This is a genomic window from Gordonia ajococcus, from assembly GCF_012974285.1.
GTDB lineage: Bacteria > Actinomycetota > Actinomycetes > Mycobacteriales > Mycobacteriaceae > Gordonia > Gordonia amicalis.
Genome location: NZ_CP052884.1, coordinates 2,235,875 through 2,258,805, shown reverse-complemented (window position 1 = coordinate 2,258,805; position 22,931 = coordinate 2,235,875). Strand labels below are relative to the sequence as shown.

The following is a 22,931-nucleotide window of genomic DNA, read 5'->3' as shown; positions in this document are numbered from 1 at the left end:
CGAGCGATCATCACGGGATGATCCGTCGGCCCGTGCGCCCCGCTGTCCTACGAGTCCTGGTGTTCGGCGTGATAGCGGTGCTCGGCCTCGCCGCCTGCTCGCCGTCCCAGACGGCTTCCGACGGGTCGGGCACCCCCTCATCTGTGTCGGCCGAGAGCAGCGCCGCGTTCCAGAAGGTGCTCGACGACCTCCAGTCCGCCGGCGGCTTCCCCGGCGTCATCGCTCGCGTCATCTCACCGTCGGGTATCTGGACGGGAACGGCCGGCACGGCTGTCAAGGGACGGGATCGGCCGATCACCGCGTCCGATCACACCCGTATCGGTTCGCTCACCAAGACGATGACCGCGACGATCCTGCTGCAACTCGTCCAGGACGCGCGGGTCTCGCTCGATGATCCGATCAGCAAGTACATCCCCGACGCCCCGAACGGGAACGCCACCGTTCGTCAGGTCGCAGACATGACCAGTGGCATCCCGTCGTACACCCTGTCCGACACCTTCACGCAGAGATTCTTCTCCGATCCCGGATATGACTGGGCGCCAACCGAACTCGTCGACGCCTCGAAGACGTTGCCACCGGCCTTCGCGCCCGGGGACGGCTGGCAGTACTCGAACACCAACTACGTGCTGCTGGGGCTCCTCATCGAGAGGGTCCTGCGGCAACCGATCCGCGACGTCTTCGACGAACGGATCTTCGGCCCGCTGGGCATGGACGACTCGTCCTGGCCGGGCGGATCCGTCGACATTCCCGATCCCCACGTCGACGGCGTGACCAGCCAGGGTCAGCCGGCCGGAAAGACCGTCGACTCCACCGACTGGAATCCGTCCTTCGCCTTCACCGCGGGCGCGGTGATCTCGACCCTCGACGATCTGCAGCGCTGGGGCGATGCCCTCTTCACCGGTCGGGCGGTGCTCAACCCGTCCACCCAGCAGTTGCGTCGCGACTCGATCCTCACGTCTCCGCCGCCGAACACCGCCACCGCCGGGTATGGCATCGGTATCGGCGACCGGGACGGCTGGTGGGGCCACGACGGCGATTTCCCGGGCTTCAACTCGTCGCTGTTCCACAACTACGATTCCGACACGACCATCATCATCCTGGTGAACAGTGACGACGACATCACCGTCGACGGCAAGCAGGAACCACCGGTGTCGGCGATCCTCGCCGGGTTGATCGCCGCACTGCCGACGTAGACGTCGGCGTAAGGTCGTCGGCATGGCCAGAACCGTTGCGAAAGCCGATGCCGTCGACCGTGCCGGACTGCTGGACTTCATCCGGCCCCGTCACAAGATGATCCTGAGCACCGTCCGATCGAACGGCAGCCCGCAGCTGTCGCCGGTGACCGGCGGCGTCGATGCCGACGGCCGCATCGTGATCTCGACCTATCCGGGTCGCGCGAAGGCGACGAACCTCCGCTCCACCCCGGTGGCGAGCGTCGTCGTGCTGTCCGACGAGTTCAACGGCGCCTGGGTCCAGGTCGACGGAGACGCGGAGGTCCTGGACATGCCCGAGGCCGAGGACGCCCTCGTCGACTACTTCCGCAGCATCTCTGGCGAACATCCGGACTGGGACGAGTACCGTGCCGCGATGCGCATGCAGGGCAAGTCGCTGATCCGCATCACCCCGACACGATGGGGCCCGATCGCCTCTGGCGGCTTCCCCGCCGACGTCGCGGCGAAGCTGGACGCGCAGGACAGCTGAGCTCGAGTTCGACGACTCACGCGCGACGACGCAGGACACGTGACCCGTCAGAACGGCGGCGGGTCTGCCTGGTCGGTGAGGCTCTGCATCTTGTTGCGGGCACGTTCTGCCCGCCGGCGTGCGTGCTTGTTGGCAAGCCGGTTGGTGGAGGGGGCGTCGTCCCCGGTGATCACTCGGGGCGTCGGTAACCCCAATGTAGACCCGATCACCGACAAGAACAGATGTCCATCCACAGACGGGGTGACCAGGGGTTGTGCGGCAACGGGTTACGCGAAAATTGGCACTTCCACTTCCAGACCTCGTTTCGACGTTGCGACCTCGATCGAAGTCGCTACGTCGAAATGAAGTCCGACAGACCGATTCCTCAGAAAAGGGCGATCAGATGACACAGATTTGTGTCATCTCAGTCATGCGCGCACACTGTGACGTATGGCACTCGACGCGCAACTGACGTTCGCCGATCACATGGCGCGATTCTGCGCGCGTCGTTACAGCTACCCGCCGATGGTCGGACGCGTCCTCGGTTATCTGGCGGTGTGCGATTCGCCTGCCCCGACGATCGCCGAGCTGAGCGACGCCCTGCTCGCGAGCCGCTCGGCGATCGCCAACGCCATCGCCACGCTGGAATCCGTGGGCCAGGTGATGCGGACGCGCACCGCCGGGGAACGGATGGACCGCATCTCGATCGACATCACCTCGGCACGTGGCCTCGGGATGGACAATGCCGAATACGAAGAACTGGGGGCACTCGCACGAGAGGGACTCGACGTCCTTCGCGACGCACCTCCGGAGCGTCGCGCGGTCCTCAGCGAGATCGCGGCGTTCACCGAGTTCCTCACCAATCGGATCCCGGCGTTGTACGCCGAGTGGCAAAAGGAACGCGAGGTGTTGATCGCGGCCGGCGAGATCCCCGCTTCTCCGTCAGAAGGGCCGAGCGCATGACCCTCAGCCGCACCGCGGGCGCCGAGATCTGCATCCGCGGACTCACGAAAAGCTATGGCGAGCAAAAGGTTCTGGATGGTATCGACCTGACCGTCCCGGCCGGGTCGGTGACCGCGCTGCTCGGCCCCAACGGTTCGGGCAAGACGACCACGGTGAGCATCGCCTCGACGCTGTTCCCGGCCGATTCCGGCACCGTGACCATCGACGGCCACGACACCGTGGCAGCGGCCCGCGCGGTGCGCTCGATGATCGGCGTCACCGGCCAGTATGTCGCCATCGACGACCTGTTCAGCGGCCGCGAGAATCTGACCCTGATGGCCGATCTCCGCCACCTCGGACGCGCCGCTGGTCGACGTCGTGCGGACGATCTGCTCGAACAGTTCGATCTCGTGGGCGCTGCGGACCGTGCGGTGTCGACCTATTCCGGCGGTATGCGTCGCCGCCTCGACCTGGCGATGACGCTCGTCTCCACACCGCGCGTCATCTTCCTCGACGAGCCGACGACCGGACTCGACCCGCGCAGCCGACGGGTGCTGTGGGACATCATCACCGGCCTCGCCGCCGGCGGGGTCACGATCTTCCTCACCACCCAGTACCTCGAGGAGGCCGACCAGCTCGCCGACCGCATCGCGGTGCTCGACCACGGTCACATCGTCGCCGAGGGCACCGCGGCGGAACTGAAGAAACGGGTGCACGATTCCGAGGTGCGCCTCACGTTCGCCGACGACGACGCCTTCGACTCCGCCGGGCGGCTGCTCCCCTCCGCCCGGCCGATCGTCGAGTCCCGTCGGCTCGACATCGCCACCGACGACACCGTTTCCACCATCCGCACGACGCTCAACCTCCTCGACGCCGCCGACGTCGAGGTGGCCGACGTCCACGTCCACACCGCAACCCTCGACGACGTGTTCTTCGCCCTCACCGGGTCGGCACCGGCGGACGCCGTCGAGAACGACAGCAACACCTCGGGAGCCGCGTCATGACCGCGTTGACCTACCCCGTGACCGACTCGCGGGTCATGCTGCGCCGCAATCTCCGACGGCTCGTCAAGTACCCGTCGTTGACCATCATGCTGGTCGGCCTGCCGGTCGTGTTCCTGCTGCTGTTCGTCTTCGTCTTCGGCGGCCAGCTCGGCGCCGGGATGACCACATCCACCGGAGCCACCGGCCGCGCCGCGTACCTCGACTACGTCATTCCCGGCATCATCCTCGTGACGATCGCGTCCGCGGTGCAGGGATCGGCGATCGTGGTCGCGATGGACATGACATCGGGGATCATCAACCGGTTCCGCACCATGGACATCGGACGATCCTCCGTGCTCGTCGGGCATGTCCTCGCCAGCCTCATCCAAGCCTTGTTCAGCATCGCGATCGTCCTCGCGGTGGCGATCGCCCTCGGCTTCCGCCCCACCGTGGACCCCCTCGGATGGCTTGGCGCACTGGGTATCACGGTCATGTTCTCGGTCGCCCTGATCTGGCTGGCGATCTACCTGGGCCTCGCCGCGGACACCGTGGAGACCGCCAGCAACTCGCCGATGTTCCTGACGATCATGCCGTTTCTCAGCACCGGTTTCGTTCCCGCCGACTCCTTGCCCGTCGGGGTCAAGCAATTCGCCGAGTACCAGCCGTTCACCCCGGTCATCGAGGTCCTCCGTGGAGCTCTCACCGCCGCAACGGTTCCCACCGGCAGCGTGATCGCGGCAATTGCCTGGAGCCTGGGCATCGGCGCGGTATCCTACGGACTCGCCCTGCGCACCTATGAACGGCGAGCCATCACCTCCTAGCCGACAACCGGAGCGGAACCCTGTGAGCGACAAGGTCGACTTCAAGAAGACACTCGACTCCTATCAGGCCAGACGCGGCGAGTTCCGCATCCTCGAAGTCCCCTCCATGCGATACCTGATGATCGACGGCCAGGGCGACCCCAACGACTCCCCCGACTTCGCCGCTGCGATCGAGACCCTGTATCCGGTCGCCTACAAGCTCAAGTTCGCCAGCAGCCGCGGACTCGGTCGCGACTATGTGGTGCCGCCCCTTGAAGGCCGATGGTGGGCCGACGACATGGAGTTGTTCACCGGGGCGCGCGACAAAACCAGGTGGAGCTGGACACTCATGATCATGGTTCCGTCGTGGCTGACCGACGACATGATCGCCTCGGTGATCGAGACGGTCGGCACGAAGAAGCCACCGCCCCGGCTCGACGACCTTCGCACCGCGACCCTCGACGAGGGACTCTGCGTACAGACCCTGCACCTCGGTTCCTTCGACGACGAGGCACCCGTCCTGAATCGCATGCACGAGGAGTTCATCCCCGCCAATGACCTACGCATGAGTGGGCACCACCATGAGATCTACTTCAGCGACTTCCGCAAGGTGGCACCGGCGAAGCTCCGTACGATCCTGCGCCAGCCGGTCGAGAGGACTCACCGGTAGGGATCGGTGATCTCCCGCAGGCGGATCAGCGATCTCTCCAGCGCCGCATAGTCGTCGGCGCCCAGCTGATCTCGCCACTCCAGCTCGATGGCGTCGACCTCCCGCGCGGCGATCTCACACAACTCGACGCCGCGGTCGCTGAGGGTCACCAGCCGTGCCCGACGATCCGACGGATCCGGCACCCGCATCAGGTACCCCGCGGCCTCGAGCTGATCGACGATGCCACCGGCGGTCTGCTTGGTGACGCCCGCCTGTTCGGCAAGATCTGTCAGGCGCATCGGCTCGGGTGCGAGCCTCTGCACCACCCGACTCTGCGCGAGGGTGATGTCGTCGGCCCCGGCGTCGGCGAGACGCGCCATCACCCGCCGTTCGATGGACCGGTGGGCCACGAACATCAGGACGCCGAGGGCCGGCCGTTCGTCGGTCATGCCATTGACTTTAGTACGGAACCCTGACTAATATGGTCAGGCATCCTGACCAATTCGTAACGGGAGCACGTCATGGACAGTGACACTCTCTGGAACCACGTCGACGAACAGCGAATCGACCTGGCCGCACTGATCGAATCCCTCTCCGACGAGCAGCTCGGCACGCCGTCCCTGTGCGCAGGCTGGACCGTGCGCGACGTCGCGGTGCACCTCACGCAATCGCACGCCGACGCGCGTCAGGTGATCCCCGAAGCCATCCGATACGGCTTCCGCTTCAACACGATGATCCGCAACATGGCGATCCGCGACCGGACGACCCCACCCGAAGCGGCGCAGAAACTGCGTGCGATGGTCGGGTCACGTCGCCATCCGTTCGGGACCAACGAGCGAGCACCCCTCATCGACTCCCTGCTGCACGGCCAGGACATCACCGTTCCGCTCGGGATCGATCGTCCGATGCCGGTCGACGCCGCAGCAGCCGCGGCACAGGAGATCTGGGACATGACATTTCCCTTCTTCGCCCGTCGCCACAATCGGGGTCTACGTTTTGTGGCCACCGACGTCGACTTCGTGGCCGGGTCGGGGCGGGTCGTCGAAGCGCCGATCCGTGAGGTGCTGATGTGCTTCAGCGGGCGGGTCCCGGCGAGTTCCCTTCATCCCTCGGACGGTTCGGACTCCGGTTCCCGCGCCGGCTGACTCCAGCTCGCAAGGATCGAGATCGCCTGACGGGACGGCGATTCCGGCTCCGTCGTGTAGAGATACAGCGCCTGGTCGCTGTCGCCGGGCAACACGAAGGTCTCGTAGTCGACGGTGAGTTCGCCGACGACCGGGTGCACCAACCGCTTGGAACCGAAGGTGCGCTGATGGACCTGATGCTCCGACCACCACTGCCGGAACTCCGGGCTCGACACCGACAACTCCCCGACCAGTTCGACGACGTCGCGATCCTCCGGTGACCGTCCGGCTTCGAGGCGAAGACTCTCGACGGCGTTGCGGGCCTGCAACTCCCAGTCGACGAACAGGTAGCGCGCGTCGTCGGAGAGCAGTATCCAGCGTGCATAGTTCCGTTCACGTCCGGGCATGCGTTCGAAGTCGGCGAACAACGCGCACGCCATCCGGTTGGCCGCCAACACCTCGGTCCGGCGGCCGAGGACCAGCGCGGGATGTGCGTCGAGCGAATCGAGGAGCCGGCGAAGTGCGGGGCGGACGCGCTGCGCCGCCGACCGGGATCGGGCCGCCGCCCGCGGCGCCCGCGTCGACGAGACGAGGTCGTGCAGATGGGTGCGGCCCACGTCGTCGAGCCCGAGCGCCTGCGAGATCGCGTCGCTGACCTGCGTCGACGGCACGATGCGCCGCCCCTGTTCCAGCCTCGTGTAGTAGTCGGTGGACACCCCGGCCAGCAGGGCCACCTCTTCGCGCCGCAAACCCTTGACGCGCCGGACCCGCCCGTCGTCGGGGAGTCCGGCCTCCTGAGGGTCGCGCCCGGCACGAGCACGGCGGAGGAAGTCCGCGAGTTCTCGATTCAGATCGGTCATGACCACCATCATGCGCGTCCGAGGTGGGCCGTGCCTGGGTCTTGCAGTCCTAGGTTGGCCGATCCTGGGTCCGGAATGGTCAGTTATGCCTTCCCACAGTGCCTTTCGGCGCGGGATTCTGGTGTCACCGGTTCGACTGACGGACCGCGACCCCACAGGAGACAATCATGAGCTACCCCACCGATCGTCCGGCAACCTGGTTCGTCACCGGCGCCTCGCGCGGCCTCGGCCTGGAGCTGGTCACCCAGCTGCTGCAGCGCGGCGACAACGTCGCGGCCACCACCCGCTCCGCCGGTCGGCTGACCGGGGCCCTGGCCGATGTCGACACGAGCCGTCTTCTCCCGCTGGAGGTCTCGCTCGCGGACGAGGCCGACGTCAAGGCCGCGGTCGCGGCCACCGAGGAACGCTTCGGCGGCATCGACGTGGTCGTGAACAACGCGGGCTACGGCTTCCTCGCCGCGGTCGAGGAAGTGACCGACGCCGAGGCCCGCGAGATGTTCGACGTCCAGATCTTCGGGGTCTGGAACGTACTACGTGCCGCGCTCCCGCAGATGCGGGCACGCCGCCGCGGCCACATCATCAACGTGTCGTCGATCCTGGGCCTGACGACGTTCCCCGGTTGGGGCCTGTACTGCGCCGGCAAGTTCGCGCTGGAGGGGCTGACCGAGTCGCTGGCCGCCGAGGTCTCGGACTTCGACATCGCCGTCAACCTGATCGAACCCGGCTACATGCGGACCGACTTCCTGCGCCCCACGTCGCTGGGCCTGCCGGAGTCCACGGTCGACGCCTACCCCGCCATCCGCGAGATGACCCAGGCGCACCAGGCGATGCCCGGCACCCAGCTCGGCGCTCCGGGCCGCGCCGCGTCGGCGATCATCACCGTCGCCGTCGAGGGCAGCGCGCCACTTCATCAGTTGTTGGGATCGGACTCCCTCGAGTTCGCCGACGCCCGACTGGAGGCGCTGCGTACCGAGTTCGACGCCGCGAAGGAGCTCGCGGTGACCTCCGATCACCAGGACTGAGTCCATGCGACTCCGCATCGGTGATGCGACCTCGATCGAAGTCGCATCACCGAAGCAGACTCGGCCGGCGAGAAGTCCGGACGATCAGCTCGCCAGGGCGTACTCCCACGCGTCGGCTCGGCGGTTGTAGGCGACCCGGATGATGGTCCCGGGATCGAGCTGCGCAGCCAGCACCAGCGTCGGCACCAGGAGCTCCAAGGCGTATGCCGCGACCGGATCGGTCGAATCGCCGGCGTCTGCGTCGGCCCTCAGCAGTTCCGCCCATCCCGCGGACTCGAGATATCCAAAGGTGGCTGTCGTGAGGTCCTCGACGGTCAGTTCCAGATCGCGGACCATGATCGTCGTGGTGGCCCGGTGGGAGTTGAGTCCGCCGAACGCGCGGTCGCATCCGCAGGTCCGGGAATCGCACACCACCCACGACGGCAGCACGATCTCGCCTTCGACGGCGTGGCAGAAGTCATCGTGCCGGGTGGCACCGGATGCGGTGGCGGTCAGGACTTTCATGAGCGACTCCGATGTGTCGAAACCACCTCGCAGAACGCGAGGCCCACGCCGCCCGGCGTGGTGCGACCCACGGTGACGAACGGCCCCGACAATCAGCGCCGTGGCCGACGACGCCATCCACAGCCCGGCCAGACATCCACAGGTCCGGGCCCTAGGCCCGGTGAATGAGGTTGCACGCGACGGGAGTACTGCTCGATGCCGACGGTGCCCTCGAAGCCGCTGACGGGTTCGCCGCGCAGGTTGTCCAGGAGCCGACGACCCGATCTTGGAGAAGTTCTCGACGTCATGGGTTTCCGGGTACAGCGACCTCGTGAAGTCGTCGTACCGCATCGGAACACCCACGGAGACTCCGGAATTGATTCGTCCGTCACTGAGTAGGTCGACGGTGGCGAGATCTTCGGCCAACCGCAGCGGATTCTCCAGACCCCGTTCTCGTCGAATCGTCCGATAGTCAGGAAGCCGAGATTCTGCAGTGGTTCACCACGCTGCGGCATGGACAGATTGTGTCACCGGCGATACCACCGGTCACCGAGAATCATGGTGCGCGAAAGTTCGACGAGGTCGGTGCCGTTCGAGTCGCGTCTATAGTCGGGTGCACACCGACTCGACCGAACGGATCACCATGCCGACAACAGTCGCCGAGAGGATTGTCGAAGAGCTCGACCGTGCCGGAGTGCAGCGTGTGCACGGGCTTCCGGGTGATTCACTCAACGGTCTCACCGACGCCCTGCGCACCACCGAGGCCATCACCTGGCAACACGTCCGGCACGAGGAAGCGGCTGCGTTCGCAGCCTCCGCCGAAGCCGCACTCACCGGCGAACTCGCGGTGTGCGTGGGCAGTTGCGGCCCCGGCAATCTCCACCTGATCAACGGGCTCTTCGACGCTCACCGCAGCCGCGTGCCGGTCCTCGCGATCGCGGCCCACATCCCCGGACCCGAGATCGGCAGCGGCTACTTCCAGGAAACCCATCCCGAACAGCTCTTCCGCGAGTGCAGCGCCTTCTGCGAGATGGTCAGCACCCCCGAGCAGATGCCCCGGCTGCTCGACGTCGCATTGCGCACGGCGGTCGAACGACGCGACGTGGCCGTTCTGGTGATCCCCGGCGAGCTGTTCCTCAAACCGTGCCCCAAACGTCGTGCGGGCGCCCCGATCCGGCAGGTACCACGGGTGGTCCGTCCCACCGACGCGGAGTTGACCCGCACCGCAGACACTCTGAACGCCGCTCGGCGGGTCACGATCCTCGCGGGTGCCGGTGTCCAGGGCTCTCACGACGAGGTCGTCGGACTCGCCCACGCGTTGCAGGCACCGATCGTGCATGCGTTGCGCGGCAAGGAGTTCATCGAATACGACAACCCCTACGACGTGGGCATGACCGGCCTGCTGGGCTTTTCGTCGGGGTATCGCGCGATCGAGAAGTGCGACACCCTTCTCATGCTGGGGACCGACTTCCCGTATCCGCAGTTCTATCCGTCCAAGGCGACCATCATCCAGGTCGACATCCGTGGCGAACAGATCGGTCGACGCTGTCCGGTCGACGTGCCGCTGGTCGGCGATGTCGGCGACACGGTGCGCGCACTGCTCCCGCTGATCTCGGCCGACCGCGATCCCGAACACCTGACGACCTCACTCGCCCACTACACAAAGGCGCGTCGACGCCTGGACGACCTGGCCGACAACGACCGCAACCGGTCCCCGATCCACCCGCAGTACCTCACCCGACTCATCAGCGAAAAGGCAAGCGCGGATGCCGTCTTCATCCCCGACGTCGGTTCGCCCGTCGTGTGGGCCGCGCGGTACCTGACCATGAACGGGTCCCGCCGACTGATCGGCTCGTTCACCCACGGGTCGATGGCGAATGCGGTCTCGCAGGCGATCGGCGCGCAGACGGCATTCCCTCGGCGACAGATCATCGCCCTGGCCGGCGACGGCGGGCTGGCGATGCTGCTCGGGGAGTTGCTCACCATCACCCAGAACGAGCTGCCGGTGAAGATCGTCGTCTTCAACAACTCGTCGCTGAACTTCGTCGAGGTGGAGATGAAGGCAGCCGGATTCGTCAACTACGGCACCGATCTGGAGAACCCCGACTTCGCGAAGCTCGCCGAATCCGTCGGCATCCGCGGACGCAAGGTCGAGCAGGCCGACGACCTCGCCGGCGCCGTCGACGACTTCCTCGCCCACGATGGCCCGGCGCTGCTCGACGTGACGACGGCCCGTCAGGAACTGTCGATCCCACCGACCATCACCGCCGCCCAGGCCAAGGGCTTCACCCTCTACGCCCTGCGTACCGTGCTGTCCGGTCGTGGGGACGAACTGGTCGATCTGGCGGAGACCAACGTCTTCCGGCGGCTGTTCGACTGACCGCCCTAACGCTGCGCGGCCGAGAGTCCGGTGAGAGCCTGATCGATGTGATCCGGCCATTCCTGGGCGACAATGTGATTCACCGCTGAATCCCCGGCGTACGCACTCGAGATCACCACATCGACGGTCAGTGTCGCCAGCAGACGCAGGCTCTCCGCAAGAGTGTGTGCGTTGCTGAAACTCGGCAGATATCCGGCCGTCCATTCGCCGGATTCGCTCAGGTACAGGGTGTCCCCGGTGAACAGGTACCGGAGGCCGTCGTCACCCGGCACGAGGTAGCACGTGCTGCCGGGTGTGTGCCCGGGTGTCGGGATCACCTCGACACCGTTGTCGTCGACGTACCTTTCGGCGAGCGCTATGTCCACGCGCGCATACCGGCCGATCCGGCCGACCTCGGGGGCGGGAGCGTGCAGCGTCGCCCCGAACCGGTCCTCGATGCGGCCGAGCATCGGTCCGGCCTCATCGTGATGGGACAGGTACTGGTCATCGACGCCACCCAGCTTTTCCAAGTCGGCGAACTCGGCGTCGGACGCCACCGAGTAGAACAACGCGTTGCGGTCCGACGTCCACAGGTAGGCATGCGTGGTGAGGCCGGGGAATGGATTGTCGGTGGCGGTCTCCCAGAGGTCGGGTAGCACCTGTCGCATCGGGGTTCTCCTCGGTGAGGGCGGTCACTTCCACCCACGGTGCAACTTCAAGTGCACTCGAGGTCAAGGAGGCGGCGTGCACCTTCCACCCGACGGGTGATACACATGAGGGAATTCGTCTCAATACTTGGGGGTTCCCGTGTCCGCAGTGCTGTCGGGTCGCTCGACCGACGACGATCCCGCCTTCCCGAGCGCCGTCACCTACGACGCCGCGACGTCCAACCGCCGACTGCAGCGCGCACGCGCCCTTGTCCGGAGGGCGACGGGTAAGGACCTCTACCCCGAGCCCGAGCAGCTGCGCACCTTCGCCGAGGACATGTTTCGCACCGACCCGGTGGCCGAGCGGTTCGTCGACGAGGTCTACGGCACGCTCGGCCCGGAGGCCGCCCGGGCGCTGCTGGACAAAGCACTCACCGACGGGCTCGACAGCATCGAGAACCCCCCGCCGGCGCTGGTCGAACTGTTCGAGGAATTCGAGACGGTTCCCGACTGGGTCGACCCGGAGCTCATCGCGGAGGGCGAGGAGATCTGGCGTCGCTGGGGCACCGGCCTGTTCAGTGTCGCCGGCGGGATCACGCTCGAGATGTACACGGAAGCCGCGGTTGCCAAGCCGCTGTCACTGGCCGGCGGATACGCCGGCGACAACGCGCTACGCCGATTCCTGGAGACGTCCCGGTTCTGGATCGACGTCTCCCAGCCCGGCGCGCTGCTGACCCCGGGGTCGGCCGGACGGGCGACGGCGATGCGGGTCCGAGTGATGCATGTGTGGGTTCGACGCACCGTCGCCAAGCACCCCGAATGGGACGTGGAGCGATGGGGCGAGCCGATCAGTCAGTCGTATCAGCTGCTGACCCTGCTCGGCGGCAGCGTCGTGCCCGCGTCGGCACTGTGGCTGACCGGCGTCCAGACCACGCCTCGCGAGATCCGGGTGCTGTTGCACTATCAGCGCTACCTCGGGCATCTGCTCGGCGTGCGCACCCAGTGGTTCCCCGAGACCATCGCCGACTCGCTACGACTGTTGGCCTTCGTCAACACGACCCGCAGCTACGACGCGGGTGCGGAAGGCGCCGAACTCATCGAGTCGTTCCCGGCTGCGTTCGCCGGCGCGAACGCGAAGGGCCTCGAGCGCATCCGCGGCAAGTACAACGCCATGATGTACGCCGCGTACTCGACGATCTACATGATGCCGACGACGCGCTTTCGCTACGACATGCCCAATCCGGTCCCGGGTCTCGCGCTGATCCTGTTGCGACTGCCCGCCGTGACGCTCATCGAGACACTGCGCCGGGTCTCCCCGACGTTCCGCCGACTGCACGAGAAGGTGATGTGTCGCCACCGGGAGAATTGGCACCGCTGGCAGTCCTCGGGGCGCCCGGCGGAGTTCGCCCACGGCAAGGGGCTGCGACGCTGACGTCCAGGCCGTGTCGTAGAGCGCGGGACCGGAGGATGCCACGGTTTTGCCTGCGGAACCCGCGCGATTAGCGTTGTCGAAATGACCCAACCCCCGATCACGGAACCGACGGCAGCCGGTGAGGCGCCCGACCTCGAGACGCGCGTCGGCCACTACTACGTCCTCGACGGCTCCTACGAGGTGGGACGCGAGAAGGTCCGCGAATACGCCCGCGCGGTCCAGGACTACCACCCTGCCCACTGGGAGCCGGAAGCCGCTGCTGCCCTTGGATACTCGGGACTCGTCGCACCGCTGACGTTCACCTCCATCCCGGCGATGGCCGCGAACCGGGAGCTGTTTGAGTCCGTGATCGTCGGCTACGACACCTACGTGCAGACCGAGCAGGTCTTCGAGCAGCACCGGCCGATCGTGGCCGGGGACGAGCTCGTCACCGACGTCGAACTGTCGAGCGTGCGCAAGGTCGCCGGCCGTGAGCTGATCACCGTGACCAACACCATGACCGACGCCGCCGGCGAGAAGGTGCACACGATGCACACCACGGTTGTCGGGGTCACCGCCGACGAGGTCGATCCGACTCTCGGCCCCGCGGTGCGCAAGGTGATGATGCACGACGTCAACATCTTCAGCCACGAGGACACCCACCACCTGTACGAGAAGACCGTCCGGCCCGAGGGTGAGATCCGCGTCGCCGACGGCGCGAGCCGTCCGTCCGGCGCGCGCTCCTTCGACGAGCTCTCGGTGGGCGACGAACTGCCGATGCACACCGTCCGCATCTCCCGCGGCGACCTGGTCAACTACGGAGGTGTCGCCGGCGACGCCAACCCCATCCACTGGGACGAGGCGGTCGCCAAGCTCGCGGGGCTGCCCGACGTCATCGCACACGGGATGCTCACGATGGGTCTCGGCGCGGCCTTCGTCGCCTCGTGGTCCGGCGATCCCGGCGCGGTCACCCGCTACTCGGTGCGGCTCTCCCAGACCGTTCCCGTCTCGGCGTCCGACGGCGGCGAGATCGAATTCAGCGGACGCATCAAGTCGCTGGACCCCGAGACCAGGTCCGGTGTCGTCATCATCGTCGCGAAATCGGGTGGCCGGAAGGTGTTCGGTCTCGCGACCATGAACATCCGTTTCGCCTGACCGATCAGAGCGCTACTATCTGCATATGAATGCAGATAAGCATTCACCGGTCGCGCGCTCTCCCATCGCGGAGGATCAGGCGCGGCTGGTGGTCGAGGTCTTCCGGATGCTTGCCGACCCGACCCGCATCCAACTGCTGTGGGCACTGTCCGGCACCGAGATGTCGGTCAGTGAACTCGCGGACGCGGTCGGCAAGCCCGGGCCCTCCGTGTCGCAACATCTCGCCAAGCTCCGGATGGCGCGGCTCGTCCGCACCCGCCGCGCCGGGACCACGATCTTCTACAGTCTCGAGAACGAGCACGTCCAGCGTCTCGTCACCGATGCGGTGTTCAACGCCGAACACGCCGGCCCGGGTGTACCCCCACACCATCGCGGCGATCCCGCACTTCGCGCCGTCGATCCGGGACCGGCCCGGGAGGCGTGAGAGATGACGCATCTGCCTCGCGCCCCCCATCGGCACGACCACCCTGACGATCACGCGCACCGCCATCCGCATCACCACGACCATGCGCACCGGCACGGCTTCCGGGGAATCGTCGCCGAGATCTTCGCGCCGCATTCCCACGACGCGGCCGACAGCGTCGACTCCGCACTGGAGTCCTCGAAGGCAGGCATCCGCGCAGTGAAGATCAGCCTGCTGGTCCTCGGCGTCACCGCTGTCGCACAGGCCGGGATCGTCGCTGCCTCGGGCTCGATCGCGCTGGCTGCCGACACGATTCACAACTTCTCCGACGCCCTCACCGCGGTACCGCTCTGGATCGCTTTCGCCCTGGGCACCCGGTCGGCCACTCGGCGCTACACCTACGGGTTCGGACGCGTCGAGGACCTGGCCGGACTGTTCGTCGTCGCGATGATCGCCCTGTCGGCGTTCATCGCCGGATACGAGGCCGTGGGACGGCTCCTCGATCCCCGACCCATCGAACACGTCGGTTGGGTGGCGCTTGCCGGTCTCGTCGGCTTCATCGGCAACGAGTGGGTGGCGCTGTACCGCATTCGAGTCGGCAGACGCATCGGTTCGGCCGCCCTCGTCGCCGACGGACTCCACGCGCGCACAGACGGTTTCACGTCCCTCGCCGTGCTGCTCTCCGCGGGCGGCGTGGCTGTCGGGATTCCGCTCGCCGATCCGATCGTCGGGCTGCTGATCACCGTCGCCATCCTCGCGGTTCTGCGCACCGCGGTGCGCGACGTCTTCCGCCGTCTGCTCGACGGCGTGGATCCCGACCTCGTCGAGACCGCCGAGAAGACCCTCGCCGAACGTCCGGGGGTGCTGGCCGTCCGTAGTATCCGAATGCGCTGGATCGGACATCGACTCCATGCCGACGCCGAACTGGACGTCGATCCGAACCTACTGCTCACCGAGGCGCACACCATCGCGCACGACGCCGAACACGAACTGACCCATGCCGTTCCGAAGCTCGCCAGTGCGCTGATCCACGCTTATCCCGCACACGGGGATCATCCCCACGGGCAGCAGGAACACACGGTCAACACCCGCCCTTGATGACGAAGCACGGCCGCAGATGACCCGCTGGAGGACATCGGGCGCCACTCGGTGGCCACAACATCAGAGCCCCCGACCGAAGTCGAGGGCTCTGATGCCTGCGGGCTGCAGATGAATCACTCCAGGATGAAGACCGGGATCTCTCGGTCGGTCTTGGTCTGGTACTCACCGTAGGGAGGGAAAGCCGCGACGGCGAGCTCCCACCAGTGAGCGCGCTCGTCGCCGCTGATCTCACGCGCGGTCAGTTCCTTGATCTCGGAACCGTCCTGCACGGTGACCTGCGGATTGGCCTTGACGTTGAAGTACCAGGCCGGATGCTCCGGTGCACCGCCTTTGGAGGCGACCATCGCGTACTTGCCGTCCTCTTCCACGCGCATGAGCGGCACGTAGCGCTTCTTGCCGGACTTCGCGCCGGTGGTGGTGAACAGCACGATCGGACGATCCTGGACCAGCACACCCTCGGTGGTGCCCTGCTCCAGGATCTTCTCGGTCTGCTCGCGGACCCAGCCTTCAGGACTCAATTCTGCGTTGACACTCATGGCCGCAAGAACACTCCGACACCCGTACCTATTCCGCCGTCGTCCGCCGATCGCCGCCGTCTTCGGCGACCGTCTCCGGTGCTGCTCCCGCTCCGGACGCCGGTCGCGACCCGTCGGCAGTCACCTTAGTCTCACCGGTGGACGATCCGTCGTCCACGACCGCCTTCAGGTCCGAACCACCGGAATCCGGCACCGGCTCCTTCTCCGTGGTCGAGGAGTCCGACACTGCCGGCACATCCCCGATCGGGTCAGCACCGGGAGTCGTGTCGTCGGACTGTTCTCCGCCGGGACCCGAGGGCGATCCGCCGTGCTCGCCTCTGGGGCGGGGCCGGGATCGAGGGGCTGGGTGTCCTCGAAGATTCCCGGGTCGGGACCCGGCTTCGTCGTATTGCCCTGATCGTTCCCCGAACCACCGCCGGAACCGGTCACGACGGGGAAGAGAACGATCGTGCTTCCCAGCCAGTCCAGTGTGATCGCTCCCGGCCCATACACCGGGTCGGCGACATTCGAATCGCTGCCGCCGACGATGACGGGTGCGAACCCATAGCTCGAGGTGACCGCGATCCGGTGGGTTCCGGCCGACTGACCGAGGGTGACCCGAACGAAGTCCTTCGTCAACGCTTTCGCGCTGCCTCCCCCGAGCACCACGTCGTCGAGGATGTCCTCCAGCGACCGGTCGCCGGTGAGGAGCGTCCCGGGATTCGTCAGGCCGAACTAGATCTCCTTCTTCAGCCGGTCGTAACGAAAGTCGAATGCGCCCAGAACGTTTGTGCACGCACCAGCCGAGGACGAGGCCGCTATCGCAAGGGCACCGAAGCAGGTGACCGACCCGGTGTCGTCGGCAGACGCCGTCGCGACGCCCAACCCCAGGACGGCGAGGGCGAAGGCGACGTCACCGGCGCTCGGAGACGAGGTTCCGGCGACAGAGCCTGGAAGGAATGCGAACGACGCCCCGTCACCCTGCGCGTCTGGGTGGTTGAGCACGGTCCCGCCGAGGACTCCCTGCGAAACGATCTGGATGCCCGCCACCACCGACGCCGAACCGGTGGCGATCTTCTTGCGGCGTTTGCTCCGTCTCCGAGCAGTCATGAGACAGCGTTTCTCTGTACAGGAAATGCGCACGAGGGATTCTTCGGCTTCCCGACCGAAGCACTGCCAGAGATATACCGGAACAGAGAAAACCGGACATTAACGACACCGGCCTCGCGACTCAGTTGGCCCGATAGTGACGGTTGGTACCACGCGCACCACCAGCACCATGCGCGTTCCGGCTCTCGGCGGCTGTCCCGCCGGCGCGGTTCTGAACGGCACGGCCTCGACGCGATGGGAGCGTGCCGAGGCGTTCAGGCGATGAGCTCACCGCCGTCGACGGTGGGCACCGCGGCGAGCAGTTCACGCGTGTAGGGGTGCTCCGGGTTTCCGAAGACGCGGTCGGCGTCGCCGTACTCGACGACCTCGCCGCCGCGCATCACCAGGATGTCGTCGGCGACGTGGTGGATGACGCCGAGGTCGTGCGAGATGAAGACCAGTGAGACACCGGTTTCCACCTGAAGCATCGCGAGCAGGTCGAGGATACGGGCCTGGATCGACACGTCCAGGGCCGACACCGGCTCGTCGCACACGATCACCGACGGTTCGGGTGCCAGCGCCCGGGCGATGGCCACTCGTTGACGCTGTCCACCGGACAGGTGCAGTGGGTGACGCCATCGGAAGGCATCCGAGAGTCCGACGCTGTCGAGCAGTTCGGAGATACCTTCGTCGAGCGCCTTGCCGCGTAGGCCGCGGGAGCGCAGGCTGTCGCGCAGGATACGTTCGACGTTCCACCGGGGATCGAACGAGCTGAGGGGATCCTGGTAGATGACGGAGATCTGGTGCCGGTTCACCCGACGTTCGACATCGGTCAACGCGCTCCACGGCCGTCCGTTCAGCTCGACGGTCCCCGCGTCGGGGTCGGTGAGTCCGAGGACCATCCGAGCCGTCGTCGTCTTGCCCGATCCGGATTCGCCGACGATTCCCAGCGTCTTTCCTGGGAGGACGTCGAAACTCACACCGCGTACCGCCGGTCGCGCCGTGTTGTGCTTGCCCTCGAACGACTTTCGAAGATCACGGACGCGCAGCGCGGGAGTCGCGTGGGTCCCGGATGCCGCCGTGGGCTCCGGAAGGGTTTCGCCGCTCGTCAGGAGCGTGCCCTTGGAGGTGCGCGACGGCACCGATGCGAGCAGGCTTTCGGTGTATTCGTGCGTGGGGTTGCGCAGCACCTGGTCGGTGGAGCCGTATTCGACGATCTCCCCGTGCCGCATCACCGCGACACGGTCGGCCAGGCGGGCGACGACGGCCAGGTCGTGGGAGATCAGGATGACGCCGTTGCCGCGTGCCTTGGCCTCGCCAAGGACGTCGAGGATCTGAGCCTGGACGGTGGCGTCGAGAGCGGTGGTCGGCTCGTCCGCGATGAGCAGCTTCGGATCCTGGGCGAGGGCCGATGCGATCAGCGCGCGCTGGCGTAGACCGCCGGAGAGCTCATGCGGACGCTGCGCAGCCCGGACGCGGGGTTCGGGGACGCCGACCAGTGTCAGCAGTTCGACGATCTTCTCCTCGCGATCCGCACGTCGGAGGGGCGATCGGCTCCGAAAGACGCCTCCGCCACGGGAATCCGAGTGCGCGGTCAGCGCTTCCCCTATCTCGCTCCCGACGGTACGCAGCTGGTCCAGCGACACCAGGGCATCCTGGAGGACGAAGCCGATCTCACGACCACGCAGACGATGCCAATCCCGGTCCTTGTATCCGAGCATCGACCGTCCGTCGAATGCGATGGTCGCGGCGCTGATCCGGGCACCCTCGCCCGTGAGCCCGATGAGTGTGCGCGCGGTCACCGACTTTCCCGACCCGGACTCGCCGACGATGGCGAGGCATTCGCCCGCGTCGACCGTGAACGAGACGCCCTTGACGACTTCCCGATCACCGAAGGACACATGCAGGTCCCGGATCTCGGCGAGCGGCGCCCGCGTGCCGTCGGTGTCGGCGCCATCCGCCCGTTCCTCGATGGAGCTCGCGACCACGGTCATCGGGTTGTTCCTTCCAGTCGGGCGCCGAGGTGGCGTCCCACGGTGGTGAATGCCAGTGCGGTGATCACGATGACGAGGCCGGGGAAGATCTCCAGCCACCACGCCACCGTGATGTAGGTGCGTCCGGCGTCGAGCAGTGCCCCCCATTCGGGCGACGGCGGCGCGACACCGAGACCGAGGTAGGCCAGCCCCGACGCCCAGATGATCGCCTGGCCGATGCCAAGTGTGGCGGTCACGATCATCGGACGAAGAGCATTGGGAGCGATGTGCTGCACCAGGATTCGCGTCCGCGAGTGTCCCAGCGCGGTCGCCGCCTCGATGTAGGCGGCATTGCGGACCGTCAGGACCTGTCCGCGGATGATCCGGGCATAGCCCGGGGCGATGCCGATCCCGATCGCGAATATCAGTGTGTACGGCCCGGGGCCGAACACCGACGTCAGCAGGAGTCCGAGGAGGATCGTCGGAAAGGCGAACAGAACGTCGATCCAACGATTCGCCAGGGCCTGCGCGATCCGGCCCGAGAGCCCGGCCGTGATTCCCAGCGCCACGGCCAGCAACAGGGCCACGGCCACCGCGCCGAGGCCGATGGCGAGGGACTGCCGAGTGCCGAAGATGATGCGAGTCAGAAGATCTCGACCCGACAGGTCGGTACCGAACGGATGCGCCCAGGTCGGCGGCGACAGCGTCTCGTCGAGGTTGATCGCGAGCGGGTCGTACGGCGCGATCAGCCCAGGTACCACCGCCGCAAGGGCCAGCAGGACCAGCACCCCGAGCGCGGCGATGACGGTGGGCGGCAACGACCACGGCCGCCGTGACGTCTCCGGTAGCGCGGTGACCGTGCTGCGGGACGTCTTGATGGACGGTTTCTGGGTGGTGGTCACGGGACCTCGATCCGGGGGTCGATGACGGTGTACAGGAAGTCCACGAGCAGGTTGGCGACCGTGTAGATCGCGGCGACGAGCACGACGATGCCGCTGACCAGTGGGACGTCTCTCGAACTGGCGGCTGCGACGAGGGTCTGGCCGATGCCCGCTCTCGCGAACACCGTTTCGGCGATGACCGCACCCGAGAGCAGGGCACCCATGGCCCAACCCGAGACGGTCACGGCGGGAATGACCGAGTGGCGCAACACATGTCGGGCACGAACCGACAGATCGCCGAGACCCCGGCTCCGGGCCGTGAGGACGAAGGGCTGGTCGAGTGCGCGTGCGAACTCGTCGCGGGCGATGCTGCCGAGGAATCCGGCGAGGGGAATCGCCAGTGTGAGCACCGGGAGAACCAGTCCGCGCAGCGAATCGCCGCTCTCGACCGGGAACCAGGCGAGGTTGATCGCGAAGACCACCAGCAGGATCGAGCCCAGCCAGTACTGCGGGAGTCCGGCGCTCACGGTCTCGAGCAGGGCGCCGAGCGCGCCGCCCGGCCCACGGCGGCCGGCCGTCAGCGTCGTGGTCACCAGCACCAGGAGCCAGGCGACGATCAGCGCACTGATGGTCAGGACCAGGGTGGGACCGAGCTGGGCGGCGATCACCTCGGTGACCGGCTCGCTCAGCTGGTACGACGTACCGAGGTCACCGTGCAGCAGACCCTGCAGGTAATGCAGATACTGCTGCCAGATCGGATCGGTGAAACCGAACTGATCGTTCACCGGGCCCACCTCGTCGGCCGTGCGTTCCCGGCTCTCGCCCGACGACAGGTTCAGCAGCAGCGTCGCGCGGTCACCGGGTGCAAGCACCTGCAGGAGGAACGTGATCGTCGCGGCCGCCCACAGCACGAACACGGCCGAGCCGAGCTTGCCGAGCCACCGCAACCACACCGCCGAGCCCCTGCGTCGTCGACGCGCGACCGGCCGGCCCGCCGAGCCCGCGTCGACGATCGTCGTCTTGTCGGTCTGAATGGTCATCGCACAAACCTCGCATCCGCGAACACCGGTTCACCCTGGGATTTCTCGACCCACACGTCGTGCAGCTTCGGGTTCGCTGCGATCGAGGTCGTTTGTGTGTACAGCCCGATCGACAGCGCCTGGTCACCGATCAGCTTCTGGGCCTGACTGTAGAACTCGCGCTGTTCCGCGGGGTCTGCCGAGCTGTTGGCCTTCTCGATCAGTCCCTGGAGAGTCGGATCGTTGTAGTAGGCCGTGTTGTGCGGGTTGGGTGAGTCCTCGAGCCGCTGGCGCCAGTTGATGTAGAGCAGGCCGGGAGTCGGACTCGTCCAGTAGCCGACGTAGGCGTCGTAGGTGTCCGGCTTGGCGTAGTTGCCGCCGAAGTACTCGCTCTGCGTCGCCGGGACGAGTTCGATGTCGAAGCCGACGTCGCGGGCCTGGTACGCGATGTTCTGCAGGATCGCCGCGCCCTCGGGTCCGACGATGGCATCGGCCGCGTACACGAGCCGCGCGGTCAGCCGCCGACCGTCCTTGGTGCGGACGCCGTCGTCGTCACGCGAAGTCCACCCCGCCTCATCGAGCAGGGCGTTCGCCTTGTCCGGGTCGCGGTCATACGCGCCGGCGGACGGATCGTAGTCGGGAGTGCTCTGACTGAGGGCGCCGTTCGAATTGAACGGCACCACGCCGAGAAACGCAGTCTCCACCGCCTTCTCGCGGTCCGCGGAGTACGCGAACGCCTGGCGCACCCGGACGTCGTCGAACGGTGCGTGGGCGACGTTGAGCGTGATCGCGTTGGGGCGACCCGGGGTCACGTACTGCTTGGTCTGGAATCGCGTTGTCGCGTCGGCCCAGTTGATGGCCGGGACGTTGTAGATGACGTCGGACGAACCACTGGTCAAGGAGCCGTACCGGAGTACCGGGTCCTTGAGGAACTTCCAGATCACCTTGTCGACGTAGGCCGGTCCCTGATGTCTCGCATTGGCCGGCGCCGAGTTGTAGTTCGGGTTGCGCACGAAGGTGATGCTGCGGTTGCGATCCCAGCGTTCGATGATGAACGGTCCCGATCCGACCGGCTGCGAGCAGTTCGCCTTCTTCCCACGCGCGAGCGCGGTGGGCGACTGGATTCCGAAGTAGCCCTGGGTGAGAACGGTCAGGAGCGGACTGTACGGCTGCTTGAGATGCAGCGCGTAGGTGTTGCGGTCGATGACCTCTCCCCCGGCGTAGTACTGGCCGATGTAGGCCATCACCGTCCCGTTGGGTGCGTCCGGATCGAGGTACTTGTCGAAGTTGGTCTTCACCGCAGCCGCGTCGAGATCGGTTCCGTCGCTGAACTTCACGTCGGGCTTCAGCCGGAAGGTGTAGGTCGTGCGGTCGGGTGAGATCTCCCAGTTCGTCGCCAGCCACGGCACGGGAGTCCCGTTGTCGTCTAGCGAGACCAGGTTGTCGAGGTATTGCCGCGCCAGGTAGGCGTTCTGGACCCAGCCGCCGTGGATGCACGGCGGTTCCTGCTCGTGCCCGTATTCGATGACGCCGCCGTCGACGTAGTCGCCGGCCGCGGCGGGAATGCCCGTCGACGTGCCGTCTCCGGTCGCCGGGCGCTCACCGCACGCCGACAGCAGAGCGGCGGCCGACAGACTCACCGCCAGTAGGGCTCGAGTCCGTCTGGAACGGACAGATCTGAACACGGCAGGTACTCCTCGTTATCGAGAGTCAGGATTCGACAGTGATCGAAAGCGGAAGGGGCGGCGGGCCGGCACGGAAGTCTCGGCACAGCTGAATCAGAACTCTGACCCGCGGTCGTCGTCGTACGGTAACGACCGAAGGCGTCTGCGTCA

Annotated in this window: 23 protein-coding genes and 1 pseudogene; 13 read left to right on the top strand and 11 right to left on the bottom strand. The window is 66.7% G+C overall.

Going from position 1 to position 22,931, the window contains the following annotated elements:
* The first annotated feature begins 17 nt into the window (after nucleotides 1-17).
* The 6 genes from GAA2_RS10270 to GAA2_RS10245 all read left to right on the top strand — a co-directional run bounded on the left by GAA2_RS10270 (nucleotide 18) and on the right by GAA2_RS10245 (nucleotide 5,075).
* A complete protein-coding gene (locus GAA2_RS10270) occupies nucleotides 18-1,193 on the top strand; it encodes a serine hydrolase domain-containing protein (RefSeq protein WP_024497457.1) in 1,176 nt (391 codons plus the stop codon).
* 22 nt (nucleotides 1,194-1,215) lie between these two features.
* Entirely contained in the window at nucleotides 1,216-1,701 is a 486-nt protein-coding gene (locus GAA2_RS10265) for a PPOX class F420-dependent oxidoreductase (protein WP_024497456.1), read from the top strand.
* Nucleotides 1,702-2,130: 429 nt separating this feature from the next.
* A complete protein-coding gene (locus GAA2_RS10260) occupies nucleotides 2,131-2,643 on the top strand; it encodes a GbsR/MarR family transcriptional regulator (RefSeq protein ID WP_024497455.1) in 513 nt (170 codons plus the stop codon).
* On the top strand, nucleotides 2,640-3,626 hold the full coding sequence (locus tag GAA2_RS10255; protein WP_024497454.1) for a daunorubicin resistance protein DrrA family ABC transporter ATP-binding protein: 987 nt from the start codon (nucleotides 2,640-2,642) through the stop codon (nucleotides 3,624-3,626). The genes GAA2_RS10260 and GAA2_RS10255 overlap by 4 nt, the downstream gene beginning before the upstream one ends.
* The gene (locus GAA2_RS10250; RefSeq protein ID WP_191834942.1) at nucleotides 3,623-4,426 is read left to right on the top strand and encodes an ABC transporter permease; all 804 of its coding nucleotides are present in this window, start codon (nucleotides 3,623-3,625) and stop codon (nucleotides 4,424-4,426) included. Before GAA2_RS10255 ends, GAA2_RS10250 begins: the two co-directional genes overlap by 4 nt.
* Before the next feature lie 22 nt (nucleotides 4,427-4,448).
* On the top strand, nucleotides 4,449-5,075 hold the full coding sequence (locus GAA2_RS10245) for a GyrI-like domain-containing protein (protein ID WP_024497452.1): 627 nt from the start codon (nucleotides 4,449-4,451) through the stop codon (nucleotides 5,073-5,075).
* Here GAA2_RS10245 and GAA2_RS10240 read toward each other — a convergent pair.
* Nucleotides 5,066-5,503: a MarR family winged helix-turn-helix transcriptional regulator gene (locus GAA2_RS10240; protein ID WP_159405965.1), complete on the bottom strand. Its 438-nt coding sequence runs from the start codon at nucleotides 5,501-5,503 to the stop codon at nucleotides 5,066-5,068. The genes GAA2_RS10245 and GAA2_RS10240 overlap by 10 nt on opposite strands.
* A gap of 72 nt (nucleotides 5,504-5,575) precedes the next feature.
* Here GAA2_RS10240 and GAA2_RS10235 point away from each other — a divergent pair, with 72 nt between their 5' ends.
* Nucleotides 5,576-6,199: a maleylpyruvate isomerase family mycothiol-dependent enzyme gene (locus GAA2_RS10235; protein ID WP_024497450.1), complete on the top strand. Its 624-nt coding sequence runs from the start codon at nucleotides 5,576-5,578 to the stop codon at nucleotides 6,197-6,199.
* Here the strand turns inward: GAA2_RS10235 and GAA2_RS10230 are convergent.
* Nucleotides 6,157-7,038: a helix-turn-helix domain-containing protein gene (locus GAA2_RS10230; protein ID WP_159405966.1), complete on the bottom strand. Its 882-nt coding sequence runs from the start codon at nucleotides 7,036-7,038 to the stop codon at nucleotides 6,157-6,159. The two genes, GAA2_RS10235 and GAA2_RS10230, sit on opposite strands and share 43 nt — an antisense overlap.
* Nucleotides 7,039-7,205: 167 nt before the next feature.
* Here GAA2_RS10230 and GAA2_RS10225 point away from each other — a divergent pair, with 167 nt between their 5' ends.
* Nucleotides 7,206-8,060, top strand: a complete 855-nt coding sequence (locus GAA2_RS10225; protein ID WP_159405967.1) for an SDR family NAD(P)-dependent oxidoreductase — start codon at nucleotides 7,206-7,208, stop codon at nucleotides 8,058-8,060.
* Between the two features lie 84 nt (nucleotides 8,061-8,144).
* On the opposite strand, the gene GAA2_RS10220 is transcribed toward GAA2_RS10225, so the two are convergent.
* Nucleotides 8,145-8,564, bottom strand: a complete 420-nt coding sequence (locus GAA2_RS10220) for a hypothetical protein (protein WP_024497447.1) — start codon at nucleotides 8,562-8,564, stop codon at nucleotides 8,145-8,147.
* 116 nt (nucleotides 8,565-8,680) lie between these two features.
* Nucleotides 8,681-8,990, bottom strand: a pseudogene (locus GAA2_RS23150) (LLM class flavin-dependent oxidoreductase); the annotation flags it as partial.
* A 196-nt stretch (nucleotides 8,991-9,186) separates the two neighbouring features.
* Here GAA2_RS23150 and poxB point away from each other — a divergent pair.
* Nucleotides 9,187-10,923 (top strand): ubiquinone-dependent pyruvate dehydrogenase, encoded by a 1,737-nt coding sequence (poxB, locus tag GAA2_RS10215; protein ID WP_159405968.1) that lies wholly within the window; start codon nucleotides 9,187-9,189, stop codon nucleotides 10,921-10,923.
* Nucleotides 10,924-10,928: 5 nt separating this feature from the next.
* Here the strand turns inward: poxB and GAA2_RS10210 are convergent, their stop codons facing one another.
* The gene (locus GAA2_RS10210) at nucleotides 10,929-11,570 is read right to left on the bottom strand and encodes an MBL fold metallo-hydrolase (RefSeq protein WP_159405969.1); all 642 of its coding nucleotides are present in this window, start codon (nucleotides 11,568-11,570) and stop codon (nucleotides 10,929-10,931) included.
* 139 nt (nucleotides 11,571-11,709) lie between these two features.
* Between GAA2_RS10210 and GAA2_RS10205 the strand changes: the two genes are divergently transcribed.
* The 4 genes from GAA2_RS10205 to GAA2_RS10190 all read left to right on the top strand — a co-directional run bounded on the left by GAA2_RS10205 (nucleotide 11,710) and on the right by GAA2_RS10190 (nucleotide 15,616).
* Nucleotides 11,710-12,981, top strand: coding sequence for an oxygenase MpaB family protein (locus GAA2_RS10205; RefSeq protein WP_191834941.1), 1,272 nt, complete (start codon nucleotides 11,710-11,712; stop codon nucleotides 12,979-12,981).
* 81 nt (nucleotides 12,982-13,062) lie between these two features.
* Nucleotides 13,063-14,115: a fused (3R)-hydroxyacyl-ACP dehydratase subunits HadA/HadB gene (locus tag GAA2_RS10200; protein WP_024497442.1), complete on the top strand. Its 1,053-nt coding sequence runs from the start codon at nucleotides 13,063-13,065 to the stop codon at nucleotides 14,113-14,115.
* A gap of 25 nt (nucleotides 14,116-14,140) precedes the next feature.
* On the top strand, nucleotides 14,141-14,539 hold the full coding sequence (locus GAA2_RS10195; RefSeq protein ID WP_024497441.1) for an ArsR/SmtB family transcription factor: 399 nt from the start codon (nucleotides 14,141-14,143) through the stop codon (nucleotides 14,537-14,539).
* Nucleotides 14,540-14,542: 3 nt separating this feature from the next.
* Nucleotides 14,543-15,616: a cation diffusion facilitator family transporter gene (locus GAA2_RS10190; protein WP_024497440.1), complete on the top strand. Its 1,074-nt coding sequence runs from the start codon at nucleotides 14,543-14,545 to the stop codon at nucleotides 15,614-15,616.
* Between the two features lie 116 nt (nucleotides 15,617-15,732).
* Here the strand turns inward: GAA2_RS10190 and GAA2_RS10185 are convergent, their stop codons facing one another.
* The 6 genes from GAA2_RS10185 to GAA2_RS10160 form a co-directional block, all read right to left on the bottom strand.
* Complete coding sequence (locus GAA2_RS10185; protein WP_024497439.1) at nucleotides 15,733-16,155, bottom strand: nitroreductase family deazaflavin-dependent oxidoreductase; 423 nt, start codon at nucleotides 16,153-16,155, stop codon at nucleotides 15,733-15,735.
* A gap of 714 nt (nucleotides 16,156-16,869) precedes the next feature.
* Nucleotides 16,870-17,244, bottom strand: coding sequence for a hypothetical protein (locus GAA2_RS10180; RefSeq protein WP_159405971.1), 375 nt, complete (start codon nucleotides 17,242-17,244; stop codon nucleotides 16,870-16,872).
* Between the two features lie 254 nt (nucleotides 17,245-17,498).
* Nucleotides 17,499-19,217: a dipeptide ABC transporter ATP-binding protein gene (locus tag GAA2_RS10175; protein WP_159405972.1), complete on the bottom strand. Its 1,719-nt coding sequence runs from the start codon at nucleotides 19,215-19,217 to the stop codon at nucleotides 17,499-17,501.
* Nucleotides 19,214-20,098, bottom strand: coding sequence for an ABC transporter permease (locus GAA2_RS10170; RefSeq protein ID WP_024497436.1), 885 nt, complete (start codon nucleotides 20,096-20,098; stop codon nucleotides 19,214-19,216). Before GAA2_RS10170 ends, GAA2_RS10175 begins: the two co-directional genes overlap by 4 nt.
* Nucleotides 20,095-21,117 (bottom strand): ABC transporter permease, encoded by a 1,023-nt coding sequence (locus tag GAA2_RS10165; protein WP_159405973.1) that lies wholly within the window; start codon nucleotides 21,115-21,117, stop codon nucleotides 20,095-20,097. Before GAA2_RS10165 ends, GAA2_RS10170 begins: the two co-directional genes overlap by 4 nt.
* On the bottom strand, nucleotides 21,114-22,781 hold the full coding sequence (locus tag GAA2_RS10160; protein WP_159405974.1) for an ABC transporter substrate-binding protein: 1,668 nt from the start codon (nucleotides 22,779-22,781) through the stop codon (nucleotides 21,114-21,116). The genes GAA2_RS10165 and GAA2_RS10160 overlap by 4 nt, the downstream gene beginning before the upstream one ends.
* Nucleotides 22,782-22,931 lie beyond the last annotated feature (150 nt).